This is a genomic window from Cytobacillus sp. FSL W8-0315 (genome assembly GCF_038002905.1).
In the GTDB taxonomy this organism is placed as follows: Bacteria; Bacillota; Bacilli; order Bacillales; family Cytobacillaceae; genus Cytobacillus; species Cytobacillus pseudoceanisediminis.
This window is the reverse complement of the sequence record NZ_JBBOOC010000001.1, coordinates 234,648-247,291: the sequence shown is the minus strand read 5'-3', so window position 1 is coordinate 247,291 and position 12,644 is coordinate 234,648. Positions and strand designations below refer to the sequence as shown.

The 12,644-nt window shown below is 47.4% G+C and carries 5 protein-coding genes, 20 tRNA genes and 3 rRNA genes; all 28 read left to right on the top strand.

Annotated features, from left to right (window positions below):
- The first annotated feature begins 10 nt into the window (after positions 1–10).
- The 28 genes from MKY20_RS01510 to MKY20_RS01375 all read left to right on the top strand — a co-directional run bounded on the left by MKY20_RS01510 (position 11) and on the right by MKY20_RS01375 (position 12,466).
- Positions 11–1,560, top strand: a 16S ribosomal RNA gene (locus MKY20_RS01510).
- A gap of 300 nt (positions 1,561–1,860) precedes the next feature.
- A 23S ribosomal RNA gene (locus MKY20_RS01505) occupies positions 1,861–4,796 on the top strand.
- 203 nt (positions 4,797–4,999) lie between these two features.
- Positions 5,000–5,116, top strand: a 5S ribosomal RNA gene (gene rrf, locus MKY20_RS01500).
- The 16S, 23S and 5S rRNA genes sit together here with 20 tRNA genes alongside, the layout of an rRNA operon.
- A gap of 23 nt (positions 5,117–5,139) precedes the next feature.
- Positions 5,140–5,214, top strand: a tRNA-Glu gene (locus MKY20_RS01495).
- Positions 5,215–5,218: 4 nt separating this feature from the next.
- A tRNA-Val gene (locus MKY20_RS01490) sits at positions 5,219–5,294 on the top strand.
- 174 nt (positions 5,295–5,468) lie between these two features.
- A tRNA-Lys gene (locus tag MKY20_RS01485) sits at positions 5,469–5,544 on the top strand.
- 15 nt (positions 5,545–5,559) lie between these two features.
- Positions 5,560–5,644, top strand: a tRNA-Leu gene (locus tag MKY20_RS01480).
- 6 nt (positions 5,645–5,650) lie between these two features.
- Positions 5,651–5,725: transfer RNA gene (locus tag MKY20_RS01475), tRNA-Gly, on the top strand.
- Between the two features lie 7 nt (positions 5,726–5,732).
- Positions 5,733–5,809, top strand: a tRNA-Arg gene (locus tag MKY20_RS01470).
- Between the two features lie 5 nt (positions 5,810–5,814).
- A tRNA-Pro gene (locus tag MKY20_RS01465) sits at positions 5,815–5,891 on the top strand.
- Positions 5,892–5,912: 21 nt separating this feature from the next.
- Positions 5,913–5,988, top strand: a tRNA-Ala gene (locus tag MKY20_RS01460).
- 18 nt (positions 5,989–6,006) lie between these two features.
- Positions 6,007–6,083: transfer RNA gene (locus MKY20_RS01455), tRNA-Met, on the top strand.
- Between the two features lie 23 nt (positions 6,084–6,106).
- Positions 6,107–6,199, top strand: a tRNA-Ser gene (locus MKY20_RS01450).
- Positions 6,200–6,384: 185 nt separating this feature from the next.
- Positions 6,385–6,458, top strand: a tRNA-Met gene (locus MKY20_RS01445).
- Between the two features lie 3 nt (positions 6,459–6,461).
- Positions 6,462–6,538 (top strand) — tRNA-Asp (locus tag MKY20_RS01440).
- A gap of 25 nt (positions 6,539–6,563) precedes the next feature.
- A tRNA-Phe gene (locus MKY20_RS01435) sits at positions 6,564–6,639 on the top strand.
- A gap of 22 nt (positions 6,640–6,661) precedes the next feature.
- A tRNA-Tyr gene (locus MKY20_RS01430) sits at positions 6,662–6,745 on the top strand.
- Positions 6,746–6,752: 7 nt separating this feature from the next.
- A tRNA-Trp gene (locus MKY20_RS01425) sits at positions 6,753–6,826 on the top strand.
- Positions 6,827–6,837: 11 nt separating this feature from the next.
- Positions 6,838–6,913 (top strand) — tRNA-His (locus tag MKY20_RS01420).
- 25 nt (positions 6,914–6,938) lie between these two features.
- Positions 6,939–7,013 (top strand) — tRNA-Gln (locus tag MKY20_RS01415).
- Positions 7,014–7,020: 7 nt separating this feature from the next.
- Positions 7,021–7,094 (top strand) — tRNA-Cys (locus tag MKY20_RS01410).
- Between the two features lie 14 nt (positions 7,095–7,108).
- Positions 7,109–7,182, top strand: a tRNA-Gly gene (locus MKY20_RS01405).
- 6 nt (positions 7,183–7,188) lie between these two features.
- Positions 7,189–7,265: transfer RNA gene (locus tag MKY20_RS01400), tRNA-Ile, on the top strand.
- Positions 7,266–8,119: 854 nt separating this feature from the next.
- Positions 8,120–8,584, top strand: coding sequence for a cytochrome c oxidase subunit II (locus tag MKY20_RS01395; protein WP_019381137.1), 465 nt, complete (start codon positions 8,120–8,122; stop codon positions 8,582–8,584).
- Between the two features lie 15 nt (positions 8,585–8,599).
- Entirely contained in the window at positions 8,600–10,294 is a 1,695-nt protein-coding gene (locus MKY20_RS01390) for a cbb3-type cytochrome c oxidase subunit I (RefSeq protein WP_019381136.1), read from the top strand.
- Between the two features lie 60 nt (positions 10,295–10,354).
- Entirely contained in the window at positions 10,355–10,987 is a 633-nt protein-coding gene (locus MKY20_RS01385) for an SCO family protein (RefSeq protein ID WP_009335536.1), read from the top strand.
- Positions 10,984–11,544: a hypothetical protein gene (locus tag MKY20_RS01380; protein WP_009335535.1), complete on the top strand. Its 561-nt coding sequence runs from the start codon at positions 10,984–10,986 to the stop codon at positions 11,542–11,544. The genes MKY20_RS01385 and MKY20_RS01380 overlap by 4 nt, the downstream gene beginning before the upstream one ends.
- Positions 11,545–11,677: 133 nt before the next feature.
- Complete coding sequence (locus tag MKY20_RS01375) at positions 11,678–12,466, top strand: DUF2935 domain-containing protein (protein ID WP_009335534.1); 789 nt, start codon at positions 11,678–11,680, stop codon at positions 12,464–12,466.
- Positions 12,467–12,644: the final 178 nt, after the last annotated feature.

The window sequence follows — 12,644 nt, the reverse complement described above, 5'->3', positions numbered from 1 at the left end:
AATCAACTCTTATATGGAGAGTTTGATCCTGGCTCAGGACGAACGCTGGCGGCGTGCCTAATACATGCAAGTCGAGCGGACAGATGGGAGCTTGCTCCCTGAAGTCAGCGGCGGACGGGTGAGTAACACGTGGGCAACCTGCCTGTAAGACTGGGATAACTCCGGGAAACCGGGGCTAATACCGGATAATTCTTTCCCTCACATGAGGGAAAGCTGAAAGATGGTTTCGGCTATCACTTACAGATGGGCCCGCGGCGCATTAGCTAGTTGGTGAGGTAACGGCTCACCAAGGCAACGATGCGTAGCCGACCTGAGAGGGTGATCGGCCACACTGGGACTGAGACACGGCCCAGACTCCTACGGGAGGCAGCAGTAGGGAATCTTCCGCAATGGACGAAAGTCTGACGGAGCAACGCCGCGTGAGTGATGAAGGTTTTCGGATCGTAAAACTCTGTTGTTAGGGAAGAACAAGTACCGGAGTAACTGCCGGTACCTTGACGGTACCTAACCAGAAAGCCACGGCTAACTACGTGCCAGCAGCCGCGGTAATACGTAGGTGGCAAGCGTTGTCCGGAATTATTGGGCGTAAAGCGCGCGCAGGCGGTTCCTTAAGTCTGATGTGAAAGCCCCCGGCTCAACCGGGGAGGGTCATTGGAAACTGGGGAACTTGAGTGCAGAAGAGAAGAGTGGAATTCCACGTGTAGCGGTGAAATGCGTAGAGATGTGGAGGAACACCAGTGGCGAAGGCGACTCTTTGGTCTGTAACTGACGCTGAGGCGCGAAAGCGTGGGGAGCAAACAGGATTAGATACCCTGGTAGTCCACGCCGTAAACGATGAGTGCTAAGTGTTAGAGGGTTTCCGCCCTTTAGTGCTGCAGCAAACGCATTAAGCACTCCGCCTGGGGAGTACGGCCGCAAGGCTGAAACTCAAAGGAATTGACGGGGGCCCGCACAAGCGGTGGAGCATGTGGTTTAATTCGAAGCAACGCGAAGAACCTTACCAGGTCTTGACATCTCCTGACAACCCTAGAGATAGGGCGTTCCCCTTCGGGGGACAGGATGACAGGTGGTGCATGGTTGTCGTCAGCTCGTGTCGTGAGATGTTGGGTTAAGTCCCGCAACGAGCGCAACCCTTGATCTTAGTTGCCAGCATTCAGTTGGGCACTCTAAGGTGACTGCCGGTGACAAACCGGAGGAAGGTGGGGATGACGTCAAATCATCATGCCCCTTATGACCTGGGCTACACACGTGCTACAATGGATGGTACAAAGGGCTGCGAGACCGCGAGGTTAAGCGAATCCCATAAAACCATTCTCAGTTCGGATTGCAGGCTGCAACTCGCCTGCATGAAGCCGGAATCGCTAGTAATCGCGGATCAGCATGCCGCGGTGAATACGTTCCCGGGCCTTGTACACACCGCCCGTCACACCACGAGAGTTTGTAACACCCGAAGTCGGTGGGGTAACCTTTTGGAGCCAGCCGCCTAAGGTGGGACAGATGATTGGGGTGAAGTCGTAACAAGGTAGCCGTATCGGAAGGTGCGGCTGGATCACCTCCTTTCTAAGGATATTTACATGAAACGTGACGCTTTCTGTTTTTGTTTAGTTTTGAGGGAACTAATCTCTCAAGATATCGTTCTTTGAAAACTAGATAATGTAAATGAAGAAGCAATAACCGAGTGATCGCCATCTTAGTTTTTTTCTCTTATTTTGAAAATAAGTAAGAGCACAAACCATGAGGACGATGAGCGGCAAGGAGATCAAGGAAGCGACCGAGTGAGCACCGGAGCGTACTTCAGTACGTGAGGAGCGGAGCGAGAGAGCTGACGCAGAGATCCGCAGTCGATCAGCGGCCGAAGTAGGTTAAGTTAGAAAGGGCGCACGGTGAATGCCTTGGCACTAGGAGCCGATGAAGGACGGTACTAACACCGATATGCTTCGGGGAGCTGTAAGTAAGCTTTGATCCGGAGATTTCCGAATGGGGAAACCCCCTATCCGTAATGGGATAGGATCTTTACCTGAATACATAGGGTATAGAAGGCAGACCCGGGGAACTGAAACATCTAAGTACCCGGAGGAAGAGAAAGCAAACGCGATTCCCTGAGTAGCGGCGAGCGAAACGGGATTAGCCCAAACCAAGAGGCTTGCCTCTTGGGGTTGTAGGACACTCTACACGGAGTTACAAAGGAACGAGGTAAATGAACAGGTCTGGAAAGGCCGGCCAGAGAAGGTAAAAGCCCTGTAGTTGAAACTTCGTTCCCTCCAGAGTGGATCCTGAGTACGGCGGGACACGAGAAATCCCGTCGGAAGCAGGGAGGACCATCTCCCAAGGCTAAATACTCCCTAGTGACCGATAGTGAACCAGTACCGTGAGGGAAAGGTGAAAAGCACCCCGGAAGGGGAGTGAAAGAGATCCTGAAACCGTGTGCCTACAAGTAGTTAGAGCCCGTTAATGGGTGATAGCGTGCCTTTTGTAGAATGAACCGGCGAGTTACGATTACATGCGAGGTTAAGTTGATGAGACGGAGCCGCAGCGAAAGCGAGTCTGAATAGGGCGAATGAGTATGTGGTCGTAGACCCGAAACCAGGTGATCTACCCATGTCCAGGGTGAAGTCCAGGTAACACTGGATGGAGGCCCGAACCCACGCACGTTGAAAAGTGCGGGGATGAGGTGTGGGTAGCGGAGAAATTCCAATCGAACTTGGAGATAGCTGGTTCTCTCCGAAATAGCTTTAGGGCTAGCCTCATGTAGTAAGAGTCTTGGAGGTAGAGCACTGTTTGGACTAGGGGCCCCCATCGGGTTACCGAATTCAGACAAACTCCGAATGCCAAAGACTTATCCATGGGAGTCAGACTGCGAGTGATAAGATCCGTAGTCAAGAGGGAAACAGCCCAGACCACCAGCTAAGGTCCCAAAGTATACGTTAAGTGGAAAAGGATGTGGAGTTGCTTAGACAACCAGGATGTTGGCTTAGAAGCAGCCACCATTTAAAGAGTGCGTAATAGCTCACTGGTCGAGTGACTCCGCGCCGAAAATGTACCGGGGCTAAACGTATCACCGAAGCTGTGGATTGACATCTTCCGATGTCAGTGGTAGGAGAGCGTTCTAAGGGCGTTGAAGCGGGATCGCAAGGACCCGTGGAGCGCTTAGAAGTGAGAATGCCGGTATGAGTAGCGAAAGATGGGTGAGAATCCCATCCACCGAATGCCTAAGGTTTCCTGAGGAAGGCTCGTCCGCTCAGGGTTAGTCGGGACCTAAGCCGAGGCTGAAAAGCGTAGGCGATGGACAACAGGTTGATATTCCTGTACCACCTCTTTACCGTTTGAGCAATGGGGGGACGCAGGAGGATAGGGTAAGCGCGCTGCTGGATTAGCGCGTCCAAGCAGTTAGGCCGGTAACGAGGCAAATCCCGTTACCACACAGGCTGAGCTGTGACGGCGAGGGAAATTTAGTACCGAAGTTCCTGATTCCACACTGCCAAGAAAAGCCTCTAGCGAGGGAAAAGGTGCCCGTACCGCAAACCGACACAGGTAGGCGAGGAGAGAATCCTAAGGTGAGCGAGAGAACTCTCGTTAAGGAACTCGGCAAAATGACCCCGTAACTTCGGGAGAAGGGGTGCTCATTAGGGTGAATAGCCCTGATGAGCCGCAGTGAATAGGCCCAGGCGACTGTTTAGCAAAAACACAGGTCTCTGCGAAGCCGCAAGGCGAAGTATAGGGGCTGACGCCTGCCCGGTGCTGGAAGGTTAAGAGGAGAGGTTAGCGCAAGCGAAGCTTTGAATCGAAGCCCCAGTAAACGGCGGCCGTAACTATAACGGTCCTAAGGTAGCGAAATTCCTTGTCGGGTAAGTTCCGACCCGCACGAAAGGCGTAACGATCTGGGCACTGTCTCAACGAGAGACTCGGTGAAATTATAGTACCTGTGAAGATGCAGGTTACCCGCGACAGGACGGAAAGACCCCGTGGAGCTTTACTGTAGCCTGATATTGAATTTTGGTACAGCTTGTACAGGATAGGTAGGAGCCTGAGAAGCCGGAGCGCCAGCTTCGGTGGAGGCGTCGGTGGGATACTACCCTGGCTGTATTGAAATTCTAACCCGCGCCCCTTATCGGGGCGGGAGACAGTGTCAGGTGGGCAGTTTGACTGGGGCGGTCGCCTCCTAAAAAGTAACGGAGGCGCCCAAAGGTTCCCTCAGAATGGTTGGAAATCATTCGCAGAGTGTAAAGGCACAAGGGAGCTTGACTGCGAGACCTACAAGTCGAGCAGGGACGAAAGTCGGGCTTAGTGATCCGGTGGTTCCGCATGGAAGGGCCATCGCTCAACGGATAAAAGCTACCCCGGGGATAACAGGCTTATCTCCCCCAAGAGTCCACATCGACGGGGAGGTTTGGCACCTCGATGTCGGCTCATCGCATCCTGGGGCTGTAGTCGGTCCCAAGGGTTGGGCTGTTCGCCCATTAAAGCGGTACGCGAGCTGGGTTCAGAACGTCGTGAGACAGTTCGGTCCCTATCCGTCGTGGGCGCAGGAAATTTGAGAGGAGCTGTCCTTAGTACGAGAGGACCGGGATGGACGCACCGCTGGTGTACCAGTTGTCTTGCCAAAGGCATCGCTGGGTAGCTATGTGCGGAAGGGATAAGTGCTGAAAGCATCTAAGCATGAAGCCCCCCTCGAGATGAGATTTCCCATAGCGTCAAGCTAGTAAGATCCCTGAAAGATGATCAGGTTGATAGGTCAGAGGTGGAAGCGTGGCGACATGTGGAGCTGACTGATACTAATCGATCGAGGACTTAACCAAAACGAAAAGCGGAGGCGACTGTTCAACTTCGAGAGACGTTGGAGAGCCGGCCATTCAAATCCTGGTTTTGGGATTTGGAGGGACGGATCGAAACGGCCGAGAAGTTAGGAGCCGAAGCTAGACAAGTCATTGGTGAATACTCGGCAAATGCTTCTTCATGCATTATCTAGTTTTGAGGGAACGAAGTTTCTTCAACCAAATAGTCCGGTGGCGATAGCGAGAAGGTCACACCCGTTCCCATACCGAACACGGAAGTTAAGCTTCTCAGCGCCGATGGTAGTTAGGGGCTGTCCCCTTGTGAGAGTAGGACGCTGCCGGGCACCCTAATTGGGTAATTATATATGGCCCCTTGGTCAAGCGGTTAAGACACCGCCCTTTCACGGCGGTAACACGGGTTCGAATCCCGTAGGGGTCACCATTTTGGAGGATTAGCTCAGCTGGGAGAGCATCTGCCTTACAAGCAGAGGGTCGGCGGTTCGATCCCGTCATCCTCCACCATAACTTTTGAAAAAGCTATTTGCTACTCTTAAGGTATGAGCCATTAGCTCAGTCGGTAGAGCAGATTGCAGCATCAGTGAGACTCTTCACCCGAATAGCAATCTGTGACAAAGCGGTTTAGCTTTGGAACATCTGACTGTACTTATCAGAATTTAGGAAGTCTCATAAAAGTATGAGCCATTAGCTCAGTCGGTAGAGCATCTGACTTTTAATCAGAGGGTCGAAGGTTCGAGTCCTTCATGGCTCACCATTTTAATTTCATATTGCGGGTGTGGCGGAATTGGCAGACGCACCAGACTTAGGATCTGGCGCCGCAAGGCGTGGGGGTTCGACTCCCTTCACCCGCACCATTTTAAGCGGAAGTAGTTCAGTGGTAGAACATCACCTTGCCAAGGTGGGGGTCGCGGGTTCGAATCCCGTCTTCCGCTCCATTATTTTGCGCCCGTAGCTCAATTGGATAGAGCGTTTGACTACGGATCAAAAGGTTAGGGGTTCGACTCCTCTCGGGCGCGCCATATTACGGGGAGTAGCTCAGCTTGGTAGAGCACTTGGTTTGGGACCAAGGGGTCGCAGGTTCGAATCCTGTCTTCCCGACCAGGGACACTTCTTTTATTACATGGGGCCTTAGCTCAGCTGGGAGAGCGCCTGCTTTGCACGCAGGAGGTCAGCGGTTCGATCCCGCTAGGCTCCACCATATATATTTAGTCACATTGGCGGTGTAGCTCAGCTGGCTAGAGCGTACGGTTCATACCCGTGAGGTCGGGGGTTCGATCCCCTCCGCCGCTACCAATATGCTTATTTTGTATCATATCGGAGGAATACCCAAGTCCGGCTGAAGGGATCGGTCTTGAAAACCGACAGGCGGGTCAAACCGCGCAGGGGTTCGAATCCCCTTTCCTCCTCCATATTTTATTTAATAATACTATCGCGGGGTGGAGCACGACCGAATAATCTTCGAAGGAATTACTTCAGCGCACCGATTGAGTTGCTGCTTGGATAATCTTTCTGAAATCGGGGCGGTACTTCATTGAATAAGCTGCGAGATGAAATGCTAGATGTGAGCATAGAATAATCACATTAATAATACTATCGCGGGGTGGAGCAGTCCGGTAGCTCGTCGGGCTCATAACCCGAAGGTCGCAGGTTCAAATCCTGCCCCCGCAATCTGGTCCGGTAGTTCAGTTGGTTAGAATGCCTGCCTGTCACGCAGGAGGTCGCGGGTTCGAGTCCCGTCCGGACCGCCATTTTTACAAAAAATAAATAATATGTGGCTCAGTAGCTCAGTCGGTAGAGCAAAGGACTGAAAATCCTTGTGTCGGCGGTTCGATTCCGTCCTGAGCCACCATTTCCTAAGTCTTATCAGACGTGGAGGGGTAGCGAAGTGGCTAAACGCGGCGGACTGTAAATCCGCTCCTTCGGGTTCGGCAGTTCGAATCTGCCCCCCTCCACCATTTATATAGGGGTATAGTTTAATGGTAAAACGAAGGTCTCCAAAACCTTTGATGTGGGTTCGATTCCTGCTACCCCTGCCAGTAGGATAGTGGCGGTTGTGGCGAAGTGGTTAACGCATCGGATTGTGGCTCCGACACTCGTGGGTTCGATTCCCATCAATCGCCCCATTATTCTTTTTGACAGCAATATTATTGGGCTATAGCCAAGCGGTAAGGCACCGGACTTTGACTCCGTCACTCGCAGGTTCGAATCCTGCTAGCCCAGCCATTTTTAAGGCAGCATAGCCAAGTGGTAAGGCAGAGGTCTGCAAAACCTCCATCCCCGGTTCAAATCCGGGTGTTGCCTCCAAACCATAATCATATGCGGGTGTAGTTTAGTGGTAAAACCTCAGCCTTCCAAGCTGATGATGAGGGTTCGATTCCCTTCACCCGCTCCAACATATGGGCCTATAGCTCAGCTGGTTAGAGCGCACGCCTGATAAGCGTGAGGTCGATGGTTCGAGTCCATTTAGGCCCACCATTATACATACCATTTTCAAACTAATTCCAATAGGAGTTAGTTTTTTTGTATTGGAGAAATATAAAACGGTTATTGGACCGATTTATATTTCTGTGTTAAAATCCCATCCCTAGAGGTATTTGGTAATTATACTAATACATATGGAGTTTATCCATACCGTGATTTTTCACCTTTTCTCTACGAAATTCAATCTCTCGTTAGTTTAGTATCGGGCGCCTGATTTTCATTCTGTTTTATCTTCCAACTCTTTTCCTCTATTATTCAGTTCCTTAACTTTATCATCTGAAAATATTTCAAGAACGCTCCAGCTGTTAATGAAAAAGCCAAAATTACAAAACATCCAAAATAGCCCCCAGTTTTCCTTAAATTTTATTAACCTGCCGATTAGTTTAAGACGATAGTTTACATACTTCATCAAAATTCTAACTTAAAATTTCAAATCCTTATGTTCTTTACATTAATCTTTTAAAGCTTGAGATTCATTACAAATCAGGTGAATTAACTTTTTGTGAATTATTTGTGAATCGTTATGCTTGCCAGTACAGAATTCATTGGAAGAAAGCCTTGATATTACTGTGTTCTTGTTAGTATTTCAGCATTTTTGCCTGCGAAGATATATGAAAAAAGTGTGATTCATTTCACTTTTATGAAAACCCTTCTCAACTATGATGTAGGTAACAAAGCTAAGGAGCTGATGGAAGGTGGAAACGCGAAAAGTGGTCCAGAGCAGTTCAAAGGAACATAACTCTCTAAGGGGTACGTTCTTTTCAGTTACAGTTGTGGGGCTTGGGATCTTTGTTACTTATTTAATTGTGTATGGCCTGTACATGGCCAGATTATAGGGGGGATATAAAATGATGCATCGGTCGGAGAAGGTATGGCTGATATTAAGCTTTGGAATGATTATTGGATTCATGCTGATTACGGGCTATCAGACATTCGCCCTGGAGATGGGGCCGCCAAGCTATGGAGAGCGAATTGATCCTCAAAAAGTGGATGAAACAGCGCCGTTCGATAATCCTGGGATTAAGAAGATAGGCGAGAATGAGTATGAAGTAGTTATGATTCTTCAGGTATTCAGCTTTACCCCAAATGAAATTGAAGTGCCTGCAGGATCGACAGTTCATTTTATCATGACATCTAAAGATGTTGTGCATGGCTTTCAAGTCGCTGACACGAACCTAAATGCAATGGTTGTGCCTGGCTATGTACAAAAGATCACACAGAAATTTGATAAGCCAGGTGAATATTTGGTTCTTTGCAATGAGTACTGCGGCGCGGGTCATCAGATGATGAGCACCACCATTACGGTGAAATAAAGGGGGGGATAAACAGTGGAAACAGTTATTAAGCAAACAGGAAAAACACAAGCATTTAAGGATAAAGCAAATAAAGTTATGGGAATTAGCCTGGAGGATGCAAAAATAACGAAATCATATTTATCTGTTGCTTTCTTAGCCATCCTGCTTGGCGGAATACTTGGACTATTGCAAGGGCTGAATCGGGCTGGAATGCTGGAATTGCCGGCATGGCTGAACTATTATCAGGTTCTTACAGCTCACGGTCTGCTGCTGGTAGTCGTACTGTCGGCTTTCTTCACAATTGGTTACTTTTATGCTGGATTATCTCATACTCTGGGAGGCCTGCTTCCTAAGGTAAGAAAGATGGCTTGGATCGGCTTCTGGATGAAGATTTTCGGATTTGTCCTAGCTGTGATTCCGATTTTAATGAATGAAGCATCTGTTATGTATACCTTCTATCCGCCAATGGCTGCTTCACCCATTTTCTATATCGGTTTAGTCTTCATTGTATTGGGTGTATGGATGTGCGCCTTTGGTGCCTTTATTAATGTGGCTAGCTGGCGAAAGAGGAATCCCGGCCAGCATATCCCTATTCTTTCTTTCTTTGCAACCGGTGTATTTGTTCTCTTATTCTTTGGAAGCATACCTGTAGCCATCGAAGTTTTTACCATTATCCCTTGGGCTTTTGGATGGGTGGAGACAATAAATGTCATGGTTGCACGCACGCTGTTCTGGGCGTTCGGCCATACGCTGGTAAACATCTGGTATTTAACAGCGGTCTCTGCCTGGTATGTCATAGTGCCGAAGATTATTGGCGGCCGTAGGTGGAATGACCTTTTAACAAGAATTGTGGTTATTGCACTTGTAATTATGAATATTACCGGCGGCTTCCATCATCAGATTATTGATCCTGGTATTTCTGAACCTGTGAAATACATGCACGTGTTTATGAGTTTGGCAATTGGCTTCCCTTCATTAATGACTGCTTATGCTATGTTTGCAGTATTTGAGCGTACAGCGAGAAAAAAAGGCGGAAGAGGTCTTGTCGGCTGGTATAAGAAACTTCCTTGGGGAGATGTTCGATTCCTCGCGCCATTTATCGCGATGGCTGCTTTTATTCCTGCCGGAGCCGGCGGAATAGTACAAAGCACAAACCAATTGAACCAGGTAGTTCATAACACAATGTGGATTGTCGGTCATTTCCACTTAACACTTGGCATGTCTGTGGTCATGACGTTCTTCGGTATCAGCTACTGGCTTATTCCTTATGTATCAAAAAGAATGCTGACACCGCAGATTAATAAACTTGGGGTTATACAAACGATCATATGGACGCTCGGTATGATCATCATGTCCGGTGCGATGCACTGGGTGGGTCTGCTGGGTTCTCCAAGAAGAACTTCCTATTCAACATACTTTGACAATGCAACTGCTTTAAGCTGGGACCCTTATCTGTTCTTCCTGGCTATCGGTGGTACCCTTCTGATGATCGGTGTACTTATGCAGGTATATGCTGTATTCTACCTCATGTTCTTTGCGCCAAAAGGAAACACAGAATTCCCTGTTGCGGAAGTGGAAGAGGATGAAGCGCCAACACCTAGATGGACAGAGCGCTGGGGATTATGGATTGTGTGTATGATTGTCCTTGTCGGCATGGCTTATGTCATTCCATTGGTCGATTTTATTGTCAATGCTCCTCCAGGTTCACCTCCTTATAAAACCTGGTAAGGAAAGAGAGATAGCTCGGATGCAGGGCTGTCTCTTTCTTTTAAAAGGAAGTGATGAATCATGTTTCCAAAAAATAAAACGGCTTTTTCCAGCTTGGCTGTACTGGTGTTTGGCGTGCTCCTTTTTTACATTGGCACAGATGGCTTTCAGGCTTTCACTGCTGAAAAAGCCAGGGTTAATCAGTTAATGGATGAAAAGCCTCAGTTCCCGGATGTAACACTTGAAGATAATAACGGGAGGACCTATTCTTTCACAGAATTTGAAGGGAAGTATGTGTTTATTACCTTTTTATATACTTCATGCGGTACTGTTTGTCCTGAACTGGAGGTTAATATGTCTGAAGTATATAAACGGATTCCAGAAGAGTATATTGGCCATGATATTCAATTCCTGAGCATTAGTTTTGATCCAAAGCGGGATACTCCGGAAACATTGGATACTTACCGCAAGGCTTTTGGCAGTGACGGGGAAACGTGGAGAATGGCGAGGATACCGAAACAGCAGGAGCTTAAATCTTTGCTTGATCGATTTGGTGTCATAGTCATTCCTGATGAATACGGAAATTTTGCCCATAACTCTGCCTTTTATCTGGTGAATCCAAAAGGACACTTAGTTGAAGTCATGGATTACACCTTAATAGAAGCAGCGGCTGAAAGGGTGACGGAGATTCTCGAGAGCGGAGGGAAAGAATGATGAAGTCATCAGTTTACGGATTACTCCTGCTTCTTGGATTGATGCTCCCGCCTGCAGCTGATTTTCTGGAGTCCATCATGATTACCCATATGCATATGCAAATGCCTTTACTGGTGATCTCTGGCATATTCATGGCAAAGTTCTTTCAGAATCGCTTCACGGGATTTTTCTCAAAATGGAATGAAAACGGAGTGCCGGGTATATTGCTGTTTTCAATCATTATGGTGTATTGGTCTCTGCCAAGGACAATGGATGAAGCATTGACGCTTACGAGTGTAGAAGTCTTTAAATTTATCTCCCTTCCATTTTTGGCCGGTGTGCCATTGCGGGACAGCTGGCCAAAGCTAAGTTCATTTTGGAAGCATGCTCTCATTATTTTCTTTACTATCTTATTTTTAGCTCTGGGATGGCTATATATCTGGTCCCCTGTACAGCTTTGCAATAACTATTTGGTCATCGAGCAGATTACGCTGGGCTGGGGCTTTATTTCAACCGCGTTTGCAATGGTTGTATACTTGATTTATAGCTATGTTATGGATTTTTCAAAATATGAGTAAAAGAATGACTGCTGCCGTTCTTGGGAGCAGTTTTTACATTTATCAGCTTGTTTATCAGCTTCAATAAAATAGAATAATGGCAGGAAATCATAAATATATATGAGAAGGAGTGAGTAATTGGGGAGGGGATGACATGGCGGATCCAATAGTCGTTAGATCGCTGGATGAGATTAAATTTTGGTCCAGGATTATGAAAGAACATGCACTATTTTTAAGTTTGGGGTTTACCTATGAACAGAAACAATTAATTGCCGAAGCACAGCAATTTATCGCTCTATTTGAAAGAATCGAGGAAAAGCTGGCCAGATTTACAATCAACTCAGAACTTAGACAGGTTCAAGCATTTAATAACGAGGTTTATCAAGCAGCTGCTGCCATCTGGAGCTATAAGAGGAAAGTGCTGGGGCTGACATTAAGATGCGAAATCCGTTCAAATAATTTTCCTTTATTAATTGACCATATCAGCAGAGAAGCTGCATACTTTGCAAATCGATTAAAAGACCTCAACTCAGGGATACTCGCACCAAAACCGGAAGCCATTATAGAAGAAAATGTCTTCTTTCTAAGGATCATGGCTGACCATGCTAAGTTTATTGGCCATTTACTAGATCCTTCGGAAAGAAAGCTGGTAGAACAGGCAAGAGAGTTTAGCCATGATTTTGACCAATTGGTCTTTCAAGCTGTTGATCTTGACTCTATGCAGCCTGAATCAGAAACGAAACCAATACTTAGCCATTTTTTAAATGAGAATAAAATATCAGTTGCTTCGTTAAGGGACTTTAAGAAAACAGCCAGAGAATTAATAGAGGCATGCCGGATCAAAAGCAATATTCATCCTCTTCTGGCTGACCATACGTTTAGAGAAGCTGAGAGATTTTTGGAAATTATCGATTTGTTTGAGGCGAGTCTTAAGAAGGCATAGTTTTGCTTGGAAGATGGGCTGTTTCTTTCATGCTGTACAAATTCTGTTTCTTCTTTATGCACATTAAGATGATTCAAATCAAGCCAGCCTTTTATGGGGCTGGCTTAAATTTTCACTAGTACAACTTAATTGCACTTTGCTTATTTATTTAATAAAAGACAAAAAGATTGCTCTAGAC

Bases quoted from the DNA above. Each gene is read 5' to 3' on its own strand.
- MKY20_RS01395 (WP_019381137.1), top strand. From the start codon at position 8,120: ATGATGCATCGGTCGGAGAAGGTATGGCTGATATTAAGCTTTGGAATG.
- MKY20_RS01385 (WP_009335536.1), top strand. From the start codon at position 10,355: ATGTTTCCAAAAAATAAAACGGCTTTTTCCAGCTTGGCTGTACTGGTG.
- MKY20_RS01375 (WP_009335534.1), top strand. From the start codon at position 11,678: ATGGCGGATCCAATAGTCGTTAGATCGCTGGATGAGATTAAATTTTGG.
- MKY20_RS01380 (WP_009335535.1), top strand. From the start codon at position 10,984: ATGATGAAGTCATCAGTTTACGGATTACTCCTGCTTCTTGGATTGATG.